This window comes from Bacillus sp. AC266, assembly GCF_979253805.1.
Window position 1 is genome coordinate 26,883 of sequence record NZ_CEEDEC010000003.1, and the last position, 26,008, is coordinate 52,890.

8 protein-coding genes and 1 pseudogene are annotated in these 26,008 nt (G+C 33.2%); 2 read left to right on the forward strand and 7 right to left on the reverse strand.

Annotated features, from left to right (window positions below; genetic code table 11):
* Positions 1-115: 115 nt before the first annotated feature.
* Complete coding sequence (locus tag AC0IXC_RS13470) at positions 116-985, reverse strand: LysR family transcriptional regulator (RefSeq protein WP_471652950.1); 870 nt, start codon at positions 983-985, stop codon at positions 116-118.
* Between the two features lie 97 nt (positions 986-1,082).
* Here AC0IXC_RS13470 and AC0IXC_RS13475 point away from each other — a divergent pair, with 97 nt between their 5' ends.
* Both AC0IXC_RS13475 and AC0IXC_RS13480 read left to right on the forward strand, forming a co-directional pair.
* Positions 1,083-1,988 (forward strand): DMT family transporter, encoded by a 906-nt coding sequence (locus AC0IXC_RS13475; RefSeq protein WP_326996454.1) that lies wholly within the window; start codon positions 1,083-1,085, stop codon positions 1,986-1,988.
* Between the two features lie 185 nt (positions 1,989-2,173).
* Entirely contained in the window at positions 2,174-2,950 is a 777-nt protein-coding gene (locus AC0IXC_RS13480) for an alpha/beta fold hydrolase (protein ID WP_012260759.1), read from the forward strand.
* A 118-nt stretch (positions 2,951-3,068) separates the two neighbouring features.
* Here the strand turns inward: AC0IXC_RS13480 and AC0IXC_RS13485 are convergent, their stop codons facing one another.
* The 6 genes and pseudogenes from AC0IXC_RS13485 to AC0IXC_RS13510 all read right to left on the reverse strand — a co-directional run bounded on the left by AC0IXC_RS13485 (position 3,069) and on the right by AC0IXC_RS13510 (position 26,003).
* On the reverse strand, positions 3,069-3,689 hold the full coding sequence (locus AC0IXC_RS13485) for a YcnI family copper-binding membrane protein (protein WP_002031295.1): 621 nt from the start codon (positions 3,687-3,689) through the stop codon (positions 3,069-3,071).
* A gap of 35 nt (positions 3,690-3,724) precedes the next feature.
* Positions 3,725-5,374, reverse strand: coding sequence for a copper resistance CopC/CopD family protein (locus tag AC0IXC_RS13490; protein ID WP_061689777.1), 1,650 nt, complete (start codon positions 5,372-5,374; stop codon positions 3,725-3,727).
* 305 nt (positions 5,375-5,679) lie between these two features.
* Positions 5,680-5,875: pseudogene (locus tag AC0IXC_RS13495) on the reverse strand (VOC family protein); the annotation flags it as partial.
* Positions 5,876-6,104: 229 nt separating this feature from the next.
* Entirely contained in the window at positions 6,105-18,344 is a 12,240-nt protein-coding gene (locus tag AC0IXC_RS13500) for an amino acid adenylation domain-containing protein (protein WP_471653063.1), read from the reverse strand.
* On the reverse strand, positions 18,328-21,495 hold the full coding sequence (locus tag AC0IXC_RS13505) for a cyclic peptide export ABC transporter (RefSeq protein ID WP_471652951.1): 3,168 nt from the start codon (positions 21,493-21,495) through the stop codon (positions 18,328-18,330). Before AC0IXC_RS13505 ends, AC0IXC_RS13500 begins: the two co-directional genes overlap by 17 nt.
* Positions 21,496-21,518: 23 nt before the next feature.
* Positions 21,519-26,003 carry an amino acid adenylation domain-containing protein gene (locus tag AC0IXC_RS13510; RefSeq protein WP_471652952.1) on the reverse strand — a complete coding sequence of 1,495 codons (4,485 nt, stop codon included), beginning with the start codon at positions 26,001-26,003 and terminating at the stop codon, positions 21,519-21,521.
* Positions 26,004-26,008 lie beyond the last annotated feature (5 nt).

Here is a 26,008-nt window from a genome sequence, read left to right on the forward strand (position 1 = left end):
TCACCACCTTGATGTAATCATTATAGTTACAACTAAAAAATAAGTCAATCCTTTTCATAGATTTTTTATAAGCAAATTAAAAAGTGTCCCATTATGATATATGAGACACCTCTTTTTATTCTGCAAATAGCGCTTGAAATTCTTCAATAAATAGCTGCACAGCGATTGAAGAATCCTTTAATGAAGGAACAGCTAAAGCAATTTCTCTCCATACTTGTGGTTCCAATTCTCTCGTTTGTATATTCTTTGGTAAACTCGTTAAAGATAACTCAGCCAAAATTGCGATTCCTAATCCTTCTTGAATCATATTTAAAGCTGTTGTAACTGTGGAAATTATATATTCAGCCCGAAGTGGTACGTTCGCTTGTTTAAACATATCGATAATGGGTGGTTCGTACCCACCCTTACATAATATGATCGGTTCATTCTCTAAATCACCTATTGTAATAGAATCGTTCTTACAAAGAGGATGATCCTCTCTTAAGACAACAACCATTTTCCCCTTCGTTAAGGGCACGATCTCCATATCTTTATTAGGCAAGATAACAATTCCTATATCAACAACCCTCGATACTAACCAATCTTCAACTTCTTTAATCGTGCCTTCACAAAGAACGACTTCTAAGTTCGGATACTTCTCCTTAAAAAGATTTATCATTTTGGGTAAGAAATGTGCAGAAGCACTCGGAAAACTCCCAATTCGAATCGTCCCAACTTCGTGCCCTTTCTCCATCGCTACTTCTTGTTCAATCTTCTCAACGCCGTTTAAGATTTCTCTAATATGTACAAGAATTCTATTTCCAACATCCGTAACGATTAGCCCTTTTCGTTTATCGCGTATAAGAATGGTAACTCCTAACTCTGACTCAATGCTTGAAATCGCATGACTTACAGCTGGTTGTGTCATATTTAACATCCCGGCAGCCTTCGTAAAACTCCCTAATTCAACCGTTTTAATTAAAACTTGAAGTTGTGTAATGGTCATAACTAATCACTTATACTCCTTATAAAAAAGATTCATTTTATTTATCATAGTCGATATCATATCATAGTGAAATGGAATACAACAAGGAGGGATTACAGTGACACAGCTTTCTCGAACTAAGACGGCCATAATCCTTACATTTCTCGTTATTATGTGGGGAATTAATTGGCCGTTATCAAAATTCGCTCTGCATTACACACCACCCGTACTCTTTGCAGGGATTAGAACATTAATAGGAGGATTTATCTTACTTACTTTCGCATTACCGAAATACAAACAATTAAATTTAAAGGAAACTTGGCATTTATACTTTATTTCATCTTTACTCAATATTATTTTGTTTTACGGACTACAAACTGTCGGACTTCAGTATATGCCCGCCGGACTCTTCTCCGCAATCGTATTTCTCCAACCTGTCTTACTCGGCATTTTCTCATGGATTTGGCTTGAAGAGGCAATGTATGGCTTGAAAATTTTCGGACTTATTCTTGGATTTATTGGTGTAGGGGTTATTAGCTCTAGTAGTTTAACTGGACATATTTCTATTATCGGTGTTCTACTTGCTTTAGGGTGCGCTATCGGCTGGGCACTCGGCACAGTATTTATTAAGAAAACTGGACACCGCGTTAATGCCATTTGGATGGTAACACTTCAGCTTATTATTGGCGGACTTTGCTTAATCGGATTTGGTTCAGAATTTGAGAGCTGGTCTAACATCGCTTGGAGTATACCATTTGTAAGTGTACTACTATTCATCTCGTTCTTTGTTATTGCAATGGGATGGCTCGCTTACTTTACACTTGTAGGAGCTGGTGAGGCAAGTAAAGTTGGGGCTTATACGTTCCTTATCCCACTGATCGCTATTATTGTAAGCTCTATTTTCTTACATGAGGCCATTACAATTAGCTTATTCATCGGACTTTTATTTATTATCGTAAGCATTTGTTTTGTAAATATAAAGCCGAAAGCACTTGCTGTAAGGCAGCAAGTTGAAGTGAAATAAATAGATATGAGAAAGAGTCTACCACTTGTAGGCTCTTTCTTTTTTACCATTTTATCAGTACAGTCACTTAACATCTTAGCAAAAGGAAAATTTTCCTTTTTTATTGTATGATGATAATTAAGTAGAAAATATTATCTCTAATACATATGTATGGACTAACAATTCTAATCATAAGGGGGAATTATATGGTTTTACAGTATAAGGAATTTGGAGATTCAAGCTCTCCACTTATGGTTTTTATTCATGGGGGCGGAGTCAGTGGATGGATGTGGGACAAACAAATTAAACATTTTACTAACTTTCACTGCCTTGTTCCTGATTTACCCGAGCAAGGGGAAAATAGTAGTAAGGATCATTTTTCAATACACTTTAGTGCTGAAAAAATCATTGAATTAGTTGAAGAAAAAGGACAAGGTAAAACTGTTATAGTAATCGGTTTTTCGTTAGGTGCTCAAGTATTAATTGCAATGCTCAGCATGAAACCAAACTTAATTCAATACGCTATGATAAATAGCGCATTAGTTAAACTAATTCCTTTCGCTAAAACATTAATAAGATCCCTTGGCTTAACCTATCCACTTATAAAGAGTAAGACGTTTTCCAAAATACAAGCAAAATCAATGTACATAGATGAAACACAATTTGATAACTATTATCATGAAAGTTGTCAAATAAGTAAAAATACATTTGTGAGGATATTAGAAGAAAATATGTCGTTTACAATACCAAAAGGTTTCGAGAATGCTAGTAGCAATATATTAGTGACTGTTGGAGAAAACGAAAAAAGAATCATGAAAGACTCGATGACTGCAATCCTTGAAAGCAATCCTACTTGCACAGGTATTATCATTCCTAAAATCGGTCATGGAATCCCTTTAGCAAATCCCAAACTATTTAATACTTTAATTGAAAACTGGCTTAAGCATGATAACCTACCAGAAGAAGTAATGACAGTCAATTGAGTTCCTTATCTTAATAAACCATGTTGTATTTGTAGCTCTAATCCCCCTCGAAGCTGCTTAATCTCAAAATTTTATTAACAAAGGTCTCATTACTTTCAATGAGACCTTTCAATGAGACCTACTTTTTACGACGTACTACAAAAACACACGTACCTACGGAAGATACAATCGCTAAAACTGATAAAACAATTGCTATTGTTTGCATATTACTTGTACTTTCATTTTTTTCCACACTAGATACTTCACCATGTTCTCCTGTTAATGATGTACCTTTTGCAATAGTAGTAAGTGAGTGGGGCTTTTCAGCTTTCTCATCGCCTGTCCATTCAACAATTTCTCCATCTTTATATTGTTGATATGCATTCCAAGCTATTTGTTGCTCTTTATCTGGATTTTTAGCAACGAAAGTAAATCGTTGGAACTGACCAGGTAAAATCCCTTCTCCTGTTGCTTCCCATATTACAGTTTTAACTTTTCCAGCTGCATCTTTTTGTTCTTCCACTTTCCACCCTGGCACTGGCTCGTACTGTTGAAACTCGACTCCAGACGGTATTTTCAGTGTGACTTTTGTTGTTGCCATATTCTTTTCAACAGGTACCTTTATTGTATAAGTCTCCCAAGAGCCAACGTCAGAAGTTGCTGGTTTCACAGTTACGTGAGCACTAACAGGTAACGAAAAAATCCCCATTGCAATTATTGTTGCGATCATTGTTGTTCCTAATTTTTTTATACGTTTCATTTTCTATAAACTCCTTTTCATTTATAACGTCTTTTTTATCTGCCACCTACAATAAATTTATAATCCGTATCGAAACTATCAAGAGATTTTGTTAATCCGTGAACTTGTATATTCCAGTTTCCTGTCATGTTAATATACATACCTTCCGCTTCATATTCTCCCGGTGACACTGCCGAAACTTTAAATGAACCTTTGCCCATATTCATATCTAAAGATTGAGTCGTCAATACAATTTGTTCCATATCAGTAACAGGCTGTCCATTCTCATCCTTCAAAGTAATATGAAATGTATTCTGTCCTACCTTATTAGGACTTACATGTAAAGTAAGTTCATATCCATTATCTAATTGTTTACTCTCTGTAAAAGGTCCCGTAGGAGGCATCGGCGGCGTTTGTACATTTGTCATAAACGCTACGATTACGAAAACGATAATTCCAATGATAAACTCTACTTTCACCGTAGCTCCTAACCTTTGCTGCGCTCGCATTCTCCCTTTCACATAATGAATAATTCCCAATATCCCCATACACACGAATAAAAGTATCTTTGCTAATAAGGCCAATCCATACTTCGTATCAAATAGGGAATGGATTGTGGGAATAAAAAATGTACTGTTAAAAAGACCCGTTAATAAAATCACTATGACAGCACCTGTTGCCCATGGCGAAAAACGCTTAATCGCATCCCAATACATAGTCCACTTGTCATCCTCTTTACGTAAAAGAAGAACAATCGATGATAGCCCCCCAATCCATAACGAAGCTGCGAATAAATGTAGAAAGTCCATAACGACAGCAATTTCTTTAAACTTTAATCCATATGCATGACTATTGAAAGCTTTCATAACCAGTAACCCCATAAATAATACAATTGGAATGCTCCATACTTTAAACGACGAAAGCCTCTCACTCTTCACTGCAAAATATGTAACAATTATAAGCGTACTAATAAGAGCCATTTGAGTGATCCATACATAACCAAAAACAGATAGCTGTAATGTTTCTTTTAATAATAAAGGATCGAATGCTTCTAACCATGAAACATCAGCATTTATTTTCGCCTGCAATGGTAGATTGAATAGTAAACTAATAAATATCCCAAATAATGATATCCATATTATTCTCTTACTCCTTGATTGAACTGAGGTTGCATTCCCTTTATACATAATAAGATTAAAGAATAGAACTCCTAAAAATAGTGAGAAACTTGTATATAGAACCCCACGTTCCATGATCATATCGATTTGCGGAACATAGCCCATCTCTTCTACTTGTATATCATCTGTTCCCGCTTCTGCTAATCCAATACGGAATGGAATAACTCCTTGAATCGGATGTCCATCAGCTGAAATAGCTTTCCACTGAATAGAGTAAAGACCATTTTTGAGATTCTCTTTTAACCCAGCCTCTAATATTTTTTTGTTTTTCTTATCAATATGTGCATCTTTTAAATCTACTCTTTTACCTGAGGTGTCTCTTACGAACAATGTATTAAAACTTGAAACTTGTATGTCCTCATCGAATTCAATTTTCACAACAGATGGTGCTTTCTTTAACGTTTCATTTTCAGCAGGATTTGATTTCACAACATACGCATGAGCAGATGCGCTTTTTGGTATCAATATGATAAACACGCACGCTATTAATAGCCATGCCCCTAACCTTCGTATTACTTTCACAATCATTTCACTTCTTTCTTCTTTCTCGCTACACTTTCATTACTTTATACTTCCTAGTTTGATTTCCTGGCGAAATATTAACCTGATTAAGTATTTTTTTATACAACATGACGCTTTCTTTCTCCCCACCTTTAAACTTCTAATATAATAGCAGCTACTTTAATTAAAACAACTTACATTTTTAAAGTCGATTGTTATTATATCATAAAATATATTTATGTAAGTTTCCTAAGAAGAAAAGTTCTCGTGAATCATTTGTGAAGAAAATGTGAAATACATAAATAAAAAGGTGTTACGTTATTACGTAACACCTTTTTATTTATAAATCGTGCCATTGGAGAAGGTATAGTATTCGTTGGTGTAAGTAATTCAATTCTATCACCATCCACTTCAAGAATGGTTGCTTCTCCTTCCACACCTAGCACCTCACTTACGTAACGCTCTATTACTGTTCCTTACCAAACCTTTTCGTAAAAACGTATAACTATCTAGATCATGAACTACGATACCGCTATCCTAAACAAAATGAAACACTTCTTTAAGTCTCTCCATGATAGAGAACTCCCTTTATATCGCCACTTCTATATCATCGTTTTAATTATAATTAAAAGCTAACCTTTTCTATACAATATATCCTTTTATTTTTTATAGATATTTAAAGAATGCATTTATATGAAACGGCTATTCCTAAAGTATCATATTAGGAATAGCCTCAATAACCAATATCTTATCTATCTTAAAAATTAAATTTGACATTTTCAATTTCTGTATTCTCGATTACTAACCCTTCAATCTCAATATTTTCTAATTTTATTTCTTTATTTGAACTAATCGTGTCTAAGATACCTAAAAAATTCTCCGCTAATTTTTTTATAGTTTCCATTCTATACAAACTACTTGCATATTCAAATTCAAAAAACAACTCTTTTTTTCCTTTTTCTACAAATAAGGTTAAATCAAATTTCGAAATTTTATTTCTATATTGAACAGGCGTCATTTTCAAATTCCCCATTATACTTTCATTGATTTGAGATTCTTGAAAAGCTAACATTGTAGAAAATATAGGGTTTCTCCCTAAGTCTCTCTTAATTTTTAACTTATCAATAATCATATCAAACTGGTAATCTTGATTATCATACGCTTTAATTAACTGTTCTTTAATCTCTGACAAAAATTCCGTAAAGTTTTTTTTCTCAATAGGGAAACTTCTAATTGCAATAGTATTTGCAAACATACCAATGATATTTTTCAAATCAGAATGTGTCCGCCCTAAAATAGGCATTCCTACAATTATATCGTGCTGCGAGGAACATTTTGATAACAAAATACTATAAGCTGCAGACAAAATCATGTACAATGTCGTATCTGTTTCTAAACATAAATTGTCTAAACGTTGCTTTAATTCATTTCCGCCTTCAAAAATAAAACTATTTCCTTCAAAGCTTTGTATAATTGGTCTAGGAAAATCCGTAGGCATATCTAATACTGGAAGATCCCCTGAAAGTACATCTAACCAATATTTTTCTTGTATACTTGCAGCACTTGTCTTTAAAAACTCATTCTGCCAATAAACGAATTCTTTATATTGAATAGGGTTTTCCTGTAACAGTTTTCCTTGATATAATTCTGATAACTCCTGCAGTAAAATATTGACTGAATATCCATCTGAAATCAAATGGTGCATATCTGTTAAGAGCACATGTTTATGACTACTTAAGCGAATGATCTTAACTCTTACTAAAGGGGCTTTACTTAAGTCGAAAGGTTCAATAAATTCATCAATTATATTTTCCAGTTCGACATTCAGCTTACTTGATGGATTAGAACATAAATGTTCATCTAAAACAGAATAACTAATTTCTATATCCACTTCTCCCTGAATTCGTTGTTTGGGCACACCATCTACTACTTCAATAGATGTTTGAAATGCCTCATGTCTCTTTACAATCTCACAAAAAGCTTTTTCCAATTTATCCAGATTGATTTCACCTTCTAGTAAGGTTGCTCTTGGCATATTGTAACTAGTTCCAATCCCTTCCATCTGTTGTAGTGTATATATCCTTTTCTGAGCTGAAGAAAGGTCGTAATATTCGCACTTTTCCACAGGTTGTAATGACACATACTTACTTTCAGATCTTTTCTTTATATGCTTACTTATACCTCTTACTGTTAGTGCTTTAAACGCTTCTCTTAACGATATATCTACACTAAACTTTTTGTGAATTTCTGCCATTAAAAGCATTAACGACAATGAGTTTCCACCCATTTCAAAAAACGAGTCATTCATACTAATTTGCTTAACATTAAGAGTTTCTTCCCACATTTGTGCAACAGTTTTTTCAATTGGATCCTCAGGCAGTTCATAATTAGTTTTTATCAATAATTCATCCTTAATTTCTGGGAGTGCTTTAACATTTAGCTTACCATTTGGAGTCAAAGGAATTCTATCTAACTTAATAAAGATAGAGGGCATCATGTAGTAAGGAATCTTACTTGAAAGGTATTCCCTTATTCCCCACCCATTCTCATTCTCTTTCAACACAATATAAGCACATAGTATATTATTATTTTCTTTATCTTTTTTTGGAACAACAATTGCATCAAGTATCATATCGTGTTGCAACAGTACTGAATTTATTTCTTCTAACTCCACTCTATATCCTCGAATTTTTAATTGATTGTCAATTCTTCCGAGAAATTCTACTTCTTGATGGCATGTGAGCCTCCCTAAGTCTCCCGTTCTATAGAGTTTGATTTTTTCATGTCCCAAAGGTGAAACCGTAATAAACTTTTCGCTATTTAAATCAATTTGATTCAAATAACCTTCTGTCACTCCTACTCCCCCAATACAAATTTCACCAGCCATTCCAAGTGGAACAAGTTTTTGACCTCTATCCAAAATGAATATTTTCGTGTTATCTACTGGTTTTCCAATAACCGTTCCCTTGGATACAAGGTCAAAATCAGTAGCATTAAATTTGTGAAATAGAGCGCCAATAGTAGTTTCTGTAGGTCCATAGTGATTCATAATTACAGTTTGCGGATACACCCTATTAAACTTACTAATATCAGCTGACTTCACTTCTTCACCGCCCAATACGATTAACCTTAGCGCCATGCAATTCTCATAATCTTCAACCATACGATGGTTAACTAAATAATTAAATAGTGAAGGAGTCAGTTTTATATAACTTATCTTTTTCTCTTTCAAATATGTGATAAGGGTTTCTGGGAGCATATAATGTTCTTTTGGAACTAAATGTAACTCACACCCATTTAATAAAGCTGTATACAAACTTGTATATCCTAAATCAAATGCAAAGGAAGATAATAGTAGTGTTTTATCCCTATACGTTATACTTGCTTCTCGTGTGAACCATGAAATATAATTTACCAAGCTTTGATTCTTAATCGGTACCCCTTTTGGGAGCCCAGTGGTACCAGATGTATAAATAATATATATTGGATTATCAACTGTACTTCTTTCCTCTATATTTGAAGGACATTCAAAAAATAAGCTCTTATCTTCCAATTCCATAACCTCACAAGTAAAATCATTAGAAGTTACTAAGTGAGACTGGGTCAAAAGAAGAATTGTATCACTGTCTTCAATCATGCTATTTATTCGTTCTAATGGAAACTCCGGATCAAGAGGTAAATAAATTGCCCCGCTTTTAATAATACTCCATAGTCCAATGATCATTTCAATAGAAGGCTCAGCTAATAAAGCGATTACTGTATCACTTCCTGCCCCCTTCTTAATCAAGTGTTTAGCTAATTGATTTGCTTTATCATTTAATTCCTTATAAGTTATTGTTCTCTGTCCAAACACTACAGCAGTACGATTCGGATGTTTTTCCACCAGTTCTTCAAATATACGTTTAATCGTTTTTTCTTCTGGATACAAAGTATCAGTATTATTAAAAACACCTATTCTATTTTTTTCTTTCATGGTTACTAGATCAATTTCCTCAATTGGAATAGTAATGTCCTCTATGATAGTATCAATAATTTTAACGAAATGTTCCGCCATTCGTTCTATCGTTTCTTTACGGAACAAACCTGTACTATATTCAAATATAAAACGAAGTTGTCCATCCTGCTCAGTTACTTTCAGCTCTAAATCAAATTTAGATGTACGATTCGTATACTCGTACGGTTTAATTTCAAAATCACCTATTTCCGCCCATACTGCATCAACATTTTCAAAAGCAAACATCACATCAAACAGAGGATGACGATTCACATTTTTTCGCAATTGTAGCTTATCAACGAGCATCTCAAATGAATATTCCTGATGTTCGAGAGCTTGAAGTGTGTGGCTTGCAACTTCTTTCAAAAAATCCTCAAACCGTTTCTCTGAAGTAGGATAATTTCTGAGCGCAAGTGTATTAACAAACATACCTACCACATTTTCTAATTCAGAATTCAGTCTTCCTGCTACCGGGCTTCCAATTATAATGTCTTCTTGTCCGCTATATTTAAACAGTAGTATATTGAATGCCGAAAGTAATAATGAGTACAGAGTAGCTCCTTTTCGGCTTGAGATTTCATTTAATTTAGATGTATAATATGCATCCAAATTAAATTGAACTACATCACCTTCAAACATTGGCTCATCTAACCTTGGATAATCAGTTGGTAAATTGAGTAATGGTATTTCTTTTGAAAATATTTCAAGCCAGTACAGTTCTTTTAGTTTCCAGTTCCCGGATTCTATCATTTTGTTTTGCCAGTTTGAAAAATCTTTGTATTGAATTCTTACGTCTGGCAAATTATTTTTTTGATAAAGAGATGCAAACTCTCTAATTAAAATTCCCATTGATAAACCATCGGATATAATATGGTGCATATCATAAACAAGCAAATATTTCGATGATGGTAGCACCTCCACAATTGCTGCTCTGAACAAGGGCCCTTTCTCTAAATCAAATGGTCTAATAAATGTTTCAACAACACTCTCAAAATTTTGTTCATCTGCATACAAGTGTTGCATATTCCATTCAGGATTCTGATGGATTTTTTGAACTATTTTCCCTTGTACTTGTTTAAATGATGTTCGCAAGCTTTCATGGCGATTAATTAAAGCTTGCAATGCCTTTTCTATCTGTACTATATTAACTTCCCCTTCAAGAAATACTGCTCCGGTAATATTATAGTTTGTAGATGCACCATTCAATTGACTAACAATATACATACTTTTTTGTGCTGGAGAGACTTCATAATACTCCTGTGGTGGTGCTAGACGAATCGCTTCATATGTTTCTTTTTTTCCCATCATTTCTTCAATGATTACAGCCAATTCCTTAATAGTAGGAAATGCAAATATATTTCCAAGTGGAAGTTCAACTTCAAATTCCCTATGAATTTCAGAAACAAGTGTTATTGCTTTTAATGATTGTCCCCCAATTTCAAAGAAATGATGATTAATGCCTACACCATCAGTTCCCAGTATCTTTCTCCAAATACTTACAAGTTTTTGTTGTATCGTATTATAAGGTTTTTGATATTCTTCATCAAACTGTACTTTAATCTCCATATTTTCTAGGGACTTCCGATCAATTTTTCCATTCGGACTGAGCGGAAGGCTTCCTAGTTGAATAAAATAAGAAGGAATCATATATTCAGGAAGTTTTTTCCGCAAAAAACCCCTTATACTGCATTGATTATTTGTACCATGTGAGGGGGAATCATAGAATGCAACAAGATACTTATCATTTGCTACTCCATTCTTCACGACAACTATAGAGTTTTTTATGTTATCACATTTGTTTAAAACAACTTCAATCTCTCCTATATCAATTCGATGCCCTCGTATTTTTGTTTGGTCATCCTTCCGCCCCAGAACCTCAATGTTACCATCGCAAAGTAATTTCCCCATATCTCCTGTTTTATAAAGCATTTTTCCATAATTATGATAATACGGATCTCGAATAAACTTATCCTTCGTCAACTTAGAATTGTTAATATAACCTCTAGCTAAAGGTATGCCACCTATGAATATTTCCCCCTTCACTCCAATCGGCAAAGGGTGCATGTTCTCATCAAGGATATAAATGCGCCTGTTAGCAAGTGGTTTTCCCACGGGAATAACTTTTAAGTCGGCACTTTTAGTTCTTTTTCCAGACACTTCATATAAAGTACTTGTCATCGCCGTTTCAGCAGGTCCATATGCATTTAACAAAATAATATCTTCTAAAGGTAACTGTTCCCACATCCCTACTTTCTCCGCTGGCATTTGTTCCCCACCAACTATAACGAGTCTGAGGTTACTATCTGGAATTATTTCTGGTCTTGTATACCATTCTTGTACAATTTCGCCCCAATAATTTGTAGGTAGATTAACAACTGAGAGTCCAAGTTCAACACATTTCTGAGAAAACTGATAAGGAGTCCATATATTCTTATCACGCAAAACAAGAGAACTTCCTGCAGCTAGTGTTGTAAAAATCTGTTCAAGTGAAATATCAAAACTTATCGAAGAAAACTGAAGAACACGATCCTCCGGTGTCAGCTCATAACGTTTGCAAATATCAATGGAGTGGCTTACAACTGCTTCATGAGACATCATTACACCTTTTGGTCGACCAGTAGAACCCGAAGTATAGATGATATATGCCAAATTCTGGGGTTCAATTCTAACACTCGGTTGGTTTTTTGGTTCTTCGCGCACTGAATCCCATTCTATATCAAGACAAACGGTATGCCCCTGATAATCTCTAATCTTCGACTGTAAATTATTTTGGGTGAGTAATATAGGTACTTGGGCATCTTTCAACATCAAATTTATTCTTTCGCCAGGATAATCCATATCTATAGGTAGAAAAGCTCCACCAGCTTTTAAAACAGCTAAAATTCCTACAATCATTTTAGGTGAACGTTCAACATACACTCCCACAGGTATTTCAGGCCCTACCCCTAATTTAATTAGCTTATGCGCTAACTGGTTTGAAAGTATATCTAATTCTGTGTAAGATAAACTTTCATTCCCCTGTATAACAGCAGGTTTGTTTAAATTTAATTTTACTTGATCAGTAAATAAATCCTGAAAACATTGATTCTTAGGATAATCCAATGAAGTAGAATTATTATCACTTAAAATATGTGTAAGTTCTTTTTCGGAAATCATTGAGATATTCTCTAACTTACCATCTTCGCTAACAAGCATTTCCCACAAAATATTGATTAAATGTGAAAGTATCTGATTTGCTTCTGTTTCATTTAAAAAGGAACTATTGAATAGTAGCTTCAATTGAAGCTTTGGTTGTAGATTACAATAAACAACCAAAGGATAATCCATTTGTTCATCTATACGTACTGATTTCACTTGTAATGAACCAATTCCGTCTTTCAATTTCACATCGAATGGATAGTTTTCAACAATTACAATACTCTCATACAAATCATATAAGGCAGAGCTTCTTGGCATATCAATCCAACTTCTTATATCAACGAGTGAGGTATATTCATATTGACGCATTTCAACCTGCTTCAGTTGTACATCTTTAAGCCATTTAATCAAATTTACATTTTTATTTATCTTTACCCTAAAAGGAAGAGTATTCATAAAGCAACCAATTATTGAATCCGAACCTTCTAACTCGGCCGGACGCCCTGATGAAGTTACCCCAAAAATAATATCTGTTTCTTGGGAGTAGCGATTTAAAAGAATTGCCCAAGCCCCCTGAATCATAGTATTTAGTGTAATCCGATTCTTTCTAGTAAAGTCTTGAATTATCTGTTGTTTGTCTTCAGACACTTCGTATACTACATCTCCAAAAGCAGATAACTGATTTGAATTTTTTGCAGGAAAAATATTATTGAATCGTATAGGTGTTTTAAATCCATCTAACTCGGTTCTCCAAAATTGTTCCGCTTTCTTCTTGTCTTGCCTACGTAACCAGTCGATATAATCTTTAAATGAATATACATGTCCAAATGTTATCTTTTCGTCAACACATAATGCTTCATAACACTGACCCAGTTCCTTAAAGAGGATGCTATTACACCAACCATCTAACTGAAGGTGATGATGCGTCCATACTACATCATAGGCATACTCTTCTTGCTTAATGACCAAAATCCTCATAAGTGGTGGTTTTGAAAGGTCGAATCCCTTCTTACGATCTTCCTCAATAAGTTGTTCTAACTTTTGCAATCCTTCAGATTTCGAAAAATTTGTCCAATCTAAAACTTGAAAAGGAATTTTTAGATCTTTATGAACAATCTGTACAGGTTCTTCTAGTCCTTCCCAATGATATGATGTTCTTAAACTTTCATGTCTATCTAAAAGTTTTTGCCAAGCCTTTTCAAATATCTCAATATCTAGTTTTGATTTTATTGAAAATATTGTTTGCTCCACAGTTACTGACGATTTTGGTGAATAGATATGATGAAAAACCATACTTTGTTGTACAGGTGAAAGCATGTATATATCTTCTATATTTTTATATACCTCAATCCATTCATCAATTTTCTTTTGATCTATGGAGACAAGTGGGAAATCTGAAGGCGTCAAATATGTACCTTCTTTTGTTTGACAGTGGTCAATTATATCCTTCAAATTGTTGACAAAGTCCTTTGCCAAGCCTTGAATGGTTTCAACCAAATGACTATTCGCACTATATTTCCATTCTACACATAATTTTTTATCAACGATCATACATTCAATTTCAAGCAAGTGACTTCTAATTCCATTCAAATCACGGGTTGGTCCTGTATTCACATCCGATATATTAAATAACTGCTGTTTTTTAATTGCTTGTTCGAACTGTCCTAAATAATTAAAGCTTATTTGTGCCCTTTTCCTAGACGAAATTTGCCCTCGCATCTCTTTCTCTGCTAAGTAATATAAAATTTCATAACCAATTCCACCATTTGGTATAGCACGATACCGCTCTTTTACTTGCTTCAATATTTCTGCTATGCCCTTCTCTTTTTCAATGTCGCCCATAACAATAGGATATACACAAGTAAACCATCCTACAGTTCTTGAAGTGTCGTACTCTTTTAACAAAGGATTCCTACCATGGCCCTCCAAATCAACTAGTGTTTCACCACTCCAATTTGCTAATGTACTAGAAAGTGCGGAAAGCAGAATATCATCAATTCTCATTTTAAATAATTGATACGTGTCATGCAGTAAATACTTTGTTTCTTTCTCCGTCAACATAAAAGAAAGTGTACGAGCAGAGTTTTCATCATTTCTCCCCCCTTCCATGTCAATAGGTATAGTATTTACAGAAGAAGGGACATTGTTCTTCCAAAAAGCAAGTTCATCTTTTAATTGATTGGAATAAGCATATTCATAGAGATGCTCAGACCATTTTTTAAAAGAGAGGCCTTTCACTGGAAGTTGAACAGAGCCACTATTTATAAGCTGTTCATATATCATCTGTAGAGTGTCCAGCATAAGTCGCCATGAATATCCGTCTATTACAAGATGATGTACTGTTATAAACAATCTTCCTTTTTCCTGATCCCCAGAATCAAAATATGCAACTTTAATTAATGGCCCATCTGTAATGTTTAATTCATACTGCAATTTTGATAAAATTTCATGCATATGACTATTATTAAAATCATGTAATTCAAATAACACATTCTCATCGGACTCTGAATAAACTTGAATCCATTCTCCAGCCCTTTGATAATAACGGAGCCTAAAACTATCATGATAATTTGTAAGTATACGAAAACTTTCATGCAACAAATTCGGATTTATACCTGCTCGTGTTTCCAATAGCACAGATTGATTCCAATGATGATAATTTTCCAAATCTTGCTCAAAAAACCACTTTTGAATCGGTGTAAGAAGCACTTCTCCAGTCTCAGGTTCTTCTATTTGATCTTCACTATAGCTTTCTTTAATATCTGCAATACAATCCGCCAGTTCTGCTATCGTTTGGTTCTCAAACATCTGACTCACGGTAATCTCTATACCCTTTTGAAGCGCTTTACCTACTATTTGAATACTTAAAATTGAGTCTCCTCCCAACTCGAAGAAGTTATCATGTATACCAATTTCCCCCTGATGTAGACCCAATACTGCAGACCATACCTCTACTAGTTCTTCTTGAACTTTATTTTTTGGAGCAACGTAACCTTTATAAGTATGAATTTGAGGAGCCGGTAAGTTCCTTCGATCAAGCTTTCCTATGGAAGTTAAGGGCAGACTCTCTAGCTGAATATAGTATGACGGAAGCATATAATCTGGTAATTCTTTTGCTAAAAATCCCTTAAGTTCCTCCATGTTAACCTGAACATGGGAAACGATATATGCACAGATAACTTTTTTCCCATTATTAATTTCCCAATCAATTACAGCAACATCTTCAATGTAGTTCCTTTTTAATATTAAATTATGAATTTCTGAAAGTTCAATCCGATACCCTCTGATTTTCACCTGATGATCCTCTCTTCCAAGAAACTCGATTTCTCCGTTTGGAAGCCATCTTCCTAAGTCCCCTGTTTTATACATACGATCATTTGGATTAAAGGGATCATTCATAAACTTTTCATTTGTAAATTCTGGTAGATTCAAATACCCTCTTCCTACACCGTCTCCAGCAATATACAACTCACCAGGAACACCTATTGGACTAATATTTTTATCTTTATCTAATATATAACATCTAACATTTGAAATCGGCCGTCCTAAAGAGACGGTATTTTCTGAACATTCAACACTTAAAGCATCCACTGTCGTTTCTGCTGGACCATAATTATTATATAATTTATATCCTCTATCAATCAGTGCATCTTTTAATGATTCTTCTAGTCTTTCTCCACCTGAAATAACTGTGTGTAAACTCTGCAATTTGCGATCATGACATAATAATTCTTTTAATACAGTCGGTATGAAATTAATAATATGAATTTCATGTTGATCAACATAATCACAAAAATGCTCCTTATTTAAAATTAAATTCTTTTCGGCTATATGTAATGTCGCTCCATAAAGTAATGTACCGAAAAAATCCTCAATACTCGGATCAAACACATAATTTGTTAGTTGTAATAGATTTGTTTTTTCCGTTATATTAAATGTTTTTCCAAACCACTGAACAAGATTAACAACATTTCGATTTTCTATCATTACACCTTTAGGTTTTCCTGTAGTACCTGAAGTATACAAAACCGTAAATAAATCATTCGGACTAAGGTTTACTTTTGGTAGAAGAGTCTCACCCGAAATTTTTCTACTATTATCCAATATAAAAATACAATCATTGTTGAATTTTCCAATTACATAGTCGTTTTTATTAATTACATCCTTACTGGTCAATATGAACTTTGTTTGACTATCCTGTATCATATACATTTTCCTTGACTCTGGATATTCTGGATCAATTGGCAAGTATGCAGCTCCGACTTTTAAAATAGCAATTATCCCTATTAGCATTTCAATTGATGGATCCGTCATGATTCCAATAATCTCACCCTTTTTCACTCCTTTTCTAAGCAGTTCATTTGATAAGTTATTGGATATGTCATTTAATTCTTCATAAGTCATAGTCCTATTTTTATATACAATCGCAACATTATCCGGGGTTTTCATCGCTTGTTGCTCAAACAACTGACTAATCGTCAACTGATGTGAATATGTTTTACGAGTATTATTAAATTCCAAAAGGATTTGTTTTTTCTCTTCAATAGATACGATATCAATCTCTTCTATTTTTTTATGAGGATTTTTTATGACTGCTTCTGCAATTATAGTAAAATGCTGAGCTAAACGCTCAATTTTAGATGATTCATATAATTGTTCGTTGTAACTGAAACATATCTCAATATCTTTGTGCAAACTTATACTAATAGATAAGCCATAATTAGTCATTTCAAAGGTGGAATATGAGTTCAAAGCGATTCTATTTTTGTTTGTCAGTATCGTCTGATCTAAAGGGTAGTTTTCAAAAACAACAATAGTATCAAAAAGGTCGATTTCCGTATCCAATTCACTATATTTTTTTATATCTACTAAAGATGATGTCCCATACAATTCCCAATCCTGCAATGTCTTATTTAACTTTTTGATAAGTTCTATAGATGTTTCGCCAGAATCCTTTTTAACTCTTAATGGAACTGTATTTATAAATAGGCCTACCATTTCTTCAATCCCATTAAATGTTCCTGCTCTACCCGAAATAGTTGCGCCAAAAATAATGTCATCGATATTATGATTCTTTTGTAGCACAATTCCCCATAAACTATAAACAAGGGCGGCAAGAGTAACTTCATTTCCCTTCGCAAATCCTTCCAACTTATCCCTTGAAAATTGAATACGATACTGATGATCTTTTCGAATTGATTTATGTTTCTTTTTTGTTACTTCCAATCTATTTTGCGAGTTAAATCCTTTTAAATACTCTTGCCAAAATACTTTCTGCCCTTCTTTATCCTGTTTTTGAATATATTTAATAAAATCTTTATATTTTTTTTTAGTAGGCAGATTGTAAGTTTCTGATTCACTAAGGCATCGATATGCGTTTAGGAATTCTTTTAAAATAATTCCATTACTCCAGCCATCATATATAATATGATGATTACTTATAATCATTTCATGTCTTTCTTCTGCTAATATGCACAAAGTAACCCTGAATGGTATTTCACGAAGATTAAACTTTTTTTCACGATCTTTAACTTTTATCTCTTCTAGTAAAATATTTTTTTCACTTTCACTCTTGTGTGTAAGATCAATTATTTTAATATGAGGGGTATGTTCTTTCAATACTATTTGAACAGGAGTTTTCACTTTTTCCCAACGAAATAGTGTACGTAACTGCTCATTTGTTTGGACAACCGCGTCCCAAGCTTTCTTAAACAATCCTGCATCAACTCTACCTAAAATCCCCAAACATATCTGTTCAAAATACTCATCACTTTGAGGATTTTTTAAGTAGTGAAATAACAACCCTTCCTGTATTGGTGTTAAACCAAGAATATCTTCCAAATTTTGTTTATCCAATTTTATCATCATTGAGCTCCTCCTTGAGACAATCAAATGAATCTAAATAATTATGCTTCTTCATATTTTCTATAATTTCTCCTCTTTCCATCTTGATAATTTTATCCGCGATATGAAAATACCTATCATCATGAGTAATAGCAATGATAGCTTTTCCTTTTTCCTTTAATTCAGCCAATAGTTCTGTATAGAAAAAATGTCTAAATTCAGGGTCTTGATCTGCCGCCCATTCATCAAATAGATAAATAGATTTATCCTCTAAATAGCTAATTAATAGTGCTAGTCTTTTTCGTTGTCCTGTTGAAAGTTTAGTTGTACTAAATTCTCCATTTTGAATTTGTACTTTTTCATCGATACGTAATATTTTCAAATATTTTTTTATTTCTTCTTCCTTTGAGCTATAGTCAATACCATAGACTTTTGTAAACAAATAAAAATCACTAAATATTGCGGAATATAGCTCTCTTAACTGTTCCTGATTTATTTGTTGATTGTTAACAAATATGTTTCCGCTATTTGCAGAATACAAACCTGTAATTAGTTTAGCAAGAGTTGATTTACCACTACCATTGCCACCGGTTATAAATACAACCTCTCCTGATTTAAGTTCAAAATTAATTGGCCCAACTTGAAAAGGTTCTCCATGTTCACTTTCGTATTGATATACTACCTCTTTAATCTCCATGTTTATTTTACTTTGAGGTATCAAAGTACTGTTTACGTCTGTCTTATTAGTTTCGGTTTTTAAATACCTTGAAAAATCATTTATTCTCTTCCAACTAATTTTCATTTGAATCGCATTAGGGATAGTATTGAGTATACTATGTAGCGGTCCTGTCATATAAAGAAAAACAAAAACATAGCTTCTTAAAAACTCACTCTGTACCCCTTTAAATAAAAGCGGAAATAAAAATGTAACAGCCCCAATTACCATAACAAACAGCAATTCACCAATAATAAAAACATTAGCAAACTTAAGACCACCTTGAATCCGCTTATCCTTATAATCCTCACAGCTCTCTTGCATCCCTTGTCCAAACTCTTCTCGCTTTGACTTTCCTATGCTTAACTCTTTATAACCGCCAATGAGATCGTTTATATATCTAAAAAAAGTGTTTTGGATGTTTCTTGTTTGTTCCCAAAGATTATTAGCTGATTTTCCAGCTACATAATACATACCTGCTGCAACCAAAATAACTGCAATAGAAACAAGCAGTCCATAAACATTAATTACTCCCAAATAAACCAAACAACATAAAAGTGTAATTGAATCAGTCAAACCAGTAATTATGGTGGCAGCATAATTACTGATAGCTTCTGTATCATTATTTAAGGTGGTTTGAATTCTTTCTGACTCTATTTTTTCAATTTTTTCATAAGGATTTTTTAATATATCGTTAATTAACTGGGTCCTTTTTTCATAAATCAGATTATTTGTAATGGTAATCAACTGCGTCCGTACCAATTTTTGCGCTAATACATAAGTAATAATTCCTAGCAAAAAATATAAAAACAAACTATTGTTGCTTGAATAATTACTTCTAGTTAAAGCTTCATTAATAATAAAAATAATCATCGCATTTCCAAAACCACTGGTTACACTCAACACAAAAATCGGAAAAAAATTTTTCTTATTATGCAAAGGAAAAACAGTTATTAAAGATAAATATAGGCAGAACAGTACAATACTAATTAAAGTAGCCCATACCGCAAAACTCATACTGATAGGTAACCAAACATTAACAAAATCCCAAGAAAGTCTCCCGAAAAATACAAATGGAATTTTATAAAGGGCATACCCAGCTAAGAACGCAAACAGAAACGTTATAAAGGGAATACAAATACTTTTAAATTTATTTTTTTCCAACTTCCTTTTTTTCTTATACACCTGAATCATAACTATGAAAATGAAGTATAGAGTAATAATTGAAAAAGGAACCATAAACAAAAGTACAGTAACAGAAAAGGCATCAATACTCTTATACGTATCTTTACCGTTTGTCACCACACTCTCCCCCACAAGTGTGTCCATAATAGCCTGGCCAATATTTTGAGTGTACTCGGAGTTCATGTTAGCCATCACCGCAACTCCTAACTTCTCTTGAGGATGAAATACAACGAAAGAGGAGAAATTCGGATTACTTCCTGCATGTGATATTTCACCAGGACCATTTTGAAAAACTTGCCACCCTCCGGCATAAGAAGAGCCATCCTCAGATGGTGGAACTGATCTGTTTGGTATATGTGTACTATAAATTGCCTTTTGGTGATCATCACTTAGTCCATATATCCCAAGCTGCATACGAAGCCACTTTTCCATGTCTTCATTATTTGAGATAAAATAACCTGCGGGTGTATTTCCTCGATAAATAGGTGCATTAAACTCTATAGGCTTTAAAAAACCTATTTTATATCCCTTTGACATATCATATTTAGCGACATCTTTTCTAAACAAAAAAGTATTACCCATATTAAATTGGTTTAATATATTATTCTGAACGTATTGTTCAAAAGATTGATTGGTAACTTTTTGTATAACTAATCCTAGAATATCGTAGTTAATACTGGCATAATTGAATTGCTCTCCTGGATATGTCTCCAATTTTTGATTTAATATTTCTCTAACTGTATTTTCCAACGCATCATTGTCATTTGAGATAGGTATGTCCCCAATGGTATGAAAAGGGATCCCACTCGTATGATATAAAAGCTGTTCAAGAGTTATTTCAACATTTTTATTAAGTTGTTGTCCTTTATAATTACCTTCATATATCATTTGAAACCACTGCAAATATTTGCTAACAGGGTCCTTTAAATCAATTAACCCCTTTTGAACAAGTTGATATATTGCGAGAGCTGTAAACGCCTTACTATTCGAACCGATTTCAAATAATGTTTTTTCCGTTACACGTTGCTTTGTCTCAAGATTTGAATAGCCAAAACTTTTTTTATACACAGCTTGATCACCTTTGACTACTATCACTGACATTCCAGGAATTTTGGCTTCTTGCATTTGTTTTTTTATAAGCGAGTCTAGTTGTTCTTTATCGTTTTCCGTAAACATTCTATCATTCTCTGCATTTGCTATTTGAATCCCAAATAGCATCTGTACATTTAATAATATTACAAGGGTAATCAAAACAACTTTTACTCTCATCATGATTGAATGACTCCTCTCTAATATCATATATTAAATATATTTTCAAGATCTTCACTCGAGAGGTTTGCCGTTTCAAAATCAGATGGGGTGAATTCAGCATGTTTTCTCTGACAACAATGTTGAATCAAATCTCTCAATTGATTCATATACTCCATGAAAAATTGCGATATTGTTTCTTGTTTAAATTTGTTTTTGCTATACGTAATCGACAAATTCAACTTTTTATCTACTGTATACGCAACGATATCTAGCAAACAATCCATCTCATTTTTATTGCTGTTATCTTGACCGGAATTTTCATACGCAAATTCAAAAATTCCATTGGAAAATGTAGCATTAAAATCACCTAAATAGTTAAAACGAACATACTTTCGAGATTCGGAACTTAATTCCTTCGAAATATACTTTAAAACTCCATAATTTAGACCTTTACTTGGAACGCTACGCAATTGCTCTTTTAATTGTTTAATTTGTTGTGATATATCTACATCCTCAAATTGTAACCGAATTGGAAATAGGCTCGTAAACCATCCAATAGTTCGCGATACATCAATTTCATCATTTAATTCTTCACGCCCATGCCCTTCAATTTCAATAATCACATCATTTGTTTTAATATACTTAGCCATTACCAATGATAGCGCTATAATCATTAGTTCATTACCTTTTGTTCGATAAGCTTCATTTGCTTTTTGTAACAGCTGCATAGTTTCTTCTTCTGTTAACTTCTTAATCATTTTCTCGCAAAATTCCATACGATCCAATCCTAAATCAAAATCATTAAATGAATTCTCTTCATATTGATATACATGCTCCCAGTATCGCTTTTCTGATTCTGGAATTTTTTTACTCATTCTCTTTAACTCAATTGCCCAATCCTGTACCGAATTATCTTTTGGCGGCAAAGAAGTTTTCAGCTTATTTTCTATCTGTTTATATAATTGATTTATATCTTCAAAAATAATTCGCCAAGATATACCATCAACAGCTAAATGATGAGCTGTCATTAATAATCTTTTACCAAAATCGCCCAAATCAAATATACAAACTTTAAGAAGAATTTCATTTTCAATATTAAAGCTCGATTTCAATATTTCTCCAATACTAGCAATACGAATACTTTGCTCTGCTTTTGATAATTCAGATAAATCTAATGATTCTATTTTTATTTTTTTATTGTAATTATTTTGATTATAAAATAATTCCTTCGTTTCCATCCGGTAATTCAAGCGAAAAGCGTCGTGATGACAAACTAATAAGCTAAATGCCGATTCAAGTATCCCAACCTCAACGTCATCCTTTACTTTGACTAACACTGACTGTGTATAATGGTTTATATTGTTCAAATCTTGCGAAAAAAACCATGAGATAGATGGTATCGTTTCAATACTACCAACACATTGTTGATTACTCTTCTGCTCTTTTGTGCTAGTCATTTCTAAATATAAAATCATATCTTCAATAACTGGATTAGCCAAAATATCCTTTGTTTTTATTTTAATCCCTTTCTCACGTATCTTAGAAGAAATTTGAATTGCTTTAATGGAATCCCCGCCTAGATGATAGAAGTTGTCTCTTATACTTACTTTTTCAACATTTAATACTTCACGTATAATACCTACTAAATCACTTTCTATCTCACCTTCAGTTTTTTTCTCTATTTTAACTTCAGGTTTCGGCAAGGCCTCTCTATCCAGCTTTCCGTTAAACGTCAACGGTATTTCTTTCAACACAATAAAATACGAAGGAATCATATAAACTGGTAAGATCTCTTTTAAGAATCTAAATAGTTCGGATGTCTTCACCTTAGCATTCTCAGTATAGTAGGCACAAAGATAGTGGTTTCCATCATAATCCTCTTGATCAATCACTACCACTTCCTTAATGCTCGGATATTTTTGCAAGTTTATTTCGATTTCTTTTAGTTCTATGCGGAACCCACGAACTTTTACTTGATCATCTTTCCTTCCCAAATACTCAATCTTATCTCCTTCAATAAATCTAGCTAAATCACCCGATTTATACATCTGCTCTTTTGCCGAATATGGATTTACAATAAATCTCTCTCTTGTTAAATCCTGATTGTTAAAATATCCTCTTGCAACACCTTCCCCAGAAATATAAATTTCTCCAACAACTCCCATTGGTACTGGGCGAAGATCGGAGTCCAACACATATATTTTCATATTTTGTGCAGGTACACCAATAGGAACAGATACCCCTTTATCTTTTTCAATATCGAATTGATGAATCATACATCCTACAACTGTTTCTGTGGGCCCATATTCATTATATATTTTTGTTTCTCTACCTAATTTTTTCTGTATGTTTGCGGCAAGGTCTACTGTTAAATTTTCTCCACCAACAATAATTTTTTTAATTGAACACCCAACAAAGTCTGAATCTTTCAATAAAAACAGGTGAGATGGAGTTAATTTAATAATACTTGCTTTTTTTTCTTTAAATATTCTATATAATACATATTCGTTTGCATCAGCAGGATAAATAATAATCTGATTACCACTAATTAATGGGGTAAATATAGTTGTAACAGTAAGATCAAAAGCAAGAGATGAATACAATGGGAAAACTTCATTTTCACTTGCGCCTACATATACTTGATTTGCCCAGGAAATATAATTAACCAATCCTTTCTGTTCAATCATTGTACCTTTAGGGTTTCCCGTAGAACCCGATGTATATATGATGTAAGCAAGGTCAGTCGGCTCACTTCTATTTTTAATATTAGAAGTATCTCCCATATAAATATGAGCTGCATTTATATGGATAACCTCAACCGCATACAAAGAAAGATCCCATTGATGCGAAATATCAAAATTAGTGAACAGAATATTGATATCTGAATCTTGCAGCATATAATTGACCCGTTCAGATGGATATTGTGGATCAATAGGTAAATATACCGCTCCTGCTTTTAAAATCCCTAAAATTCCAATAATTGTTTCTAGAGAATGCGTAGTTGATATTCCTATTACTGTACCTTTTGTTACATTTTTCTTTAATATATACCTCGCTAATTGATTAGATCTATCATTCAATTCACGATACGTAAGTTCCTTATCTTCCAGGCAAATCGCAACTCTATCTGGTGTCCTTTCTACTTGTTCTTCAAAAAGCTGATGAATTGTCTTGTCCTTTGGATACTCCCTATTCGTTGCATTAAATTCATATATCAATTTATTCCACATATCTTCTGGTAAAATTTCTAATTCCATTAACTTTTTATTGGGCGACTCCAACATCTGATCCAGTAAATGACTGATTCCAAGATACATTTGTTCAATTTGCTTTTCTGTATACATATGATCCTTATAATCTATATCTAGATTAAATCCTCCTAATCTAGACCATTCTCGAATAATCAATTGAATTGAATAAATCTGATTCCTATTGTAAAATTCTTCATTTTCTATTGGTGTACCATTAATTTCAGTAGGAAGTTTTGTATTGTAATAGTTAATACATGTATCAAATAAATCACCGTATCCCTTTTTCTTTAATTCCAAATCTTTCACCAATACATCATATGGATATTTTTGATGATAATAACAGCGAACCAATTCACGATTAATGCCTTTTATAAAATCTATGACTGTCATTTCACTATCAACAGTATGACGAAATGGCATAGTACTTGTTAACATCCCCACAATATTTTTTTCATTTTTCCCCGCTCGATTAAGTACAGGCATTCCAATAATTAAATCATCCTGCCCATTTACTTTATTTAAGTAAATATAATATAGGGCAACAAAGAATGCGTACACAGAAACATTTATGTCAGTAGCAAATTGTTTAATTTCATCCGATTGATTATTTGTTAAAGAATATGTTTTTCTATTTGCCTTTGCACAATCTACTTCGTTCTTCCGCTTCACAATTGGGAGCTTACTAAACTTCTCATTCCAAAAATTTTTATCCTTCATAAATCTTTTTGAAGTTAAATAGGATTCTTCCTTCTCAAGGCAATACATATAGGTACTATTAAGCTGATCTGTTATTTTTTCACCTTTCAAAATTTGAGTGTATGCATTACAAATCTGTTCAGTTAAAAGATTCATAGACCAACCATCAGAAATTATATGATGGACCTTAACGAAATATCCCCCTTCTTTAGTATCTTGTAACTTGAACAAAGCAAAATCAAATAAGTCTTGTTCATTGATATCGAAAGGTTTTGCAGCTTCCTGCTGAACCCAGGTATCTAAATCCTTCTGACTATTAAAAATAGTATATCGAACTTGATATTTATGATATTTCTCCACATATTGATGAACCTTCTCATCCGATTCTACAAATCGATGCCTGATTCCATCATTTTTTTTTATAAAATAATTAATTGCTTTCTCAAGACAATCAAAATCCACTTCTCCTTGTATCTTTACTGTTCCCCCAATATTATGCAATGGCTGATGAGGATTAATTTTCTCCATATACCAAATCCTTTGTTGAGGATGAGTTAGTGAAAAATATTCTCTATACTTCAAATTAT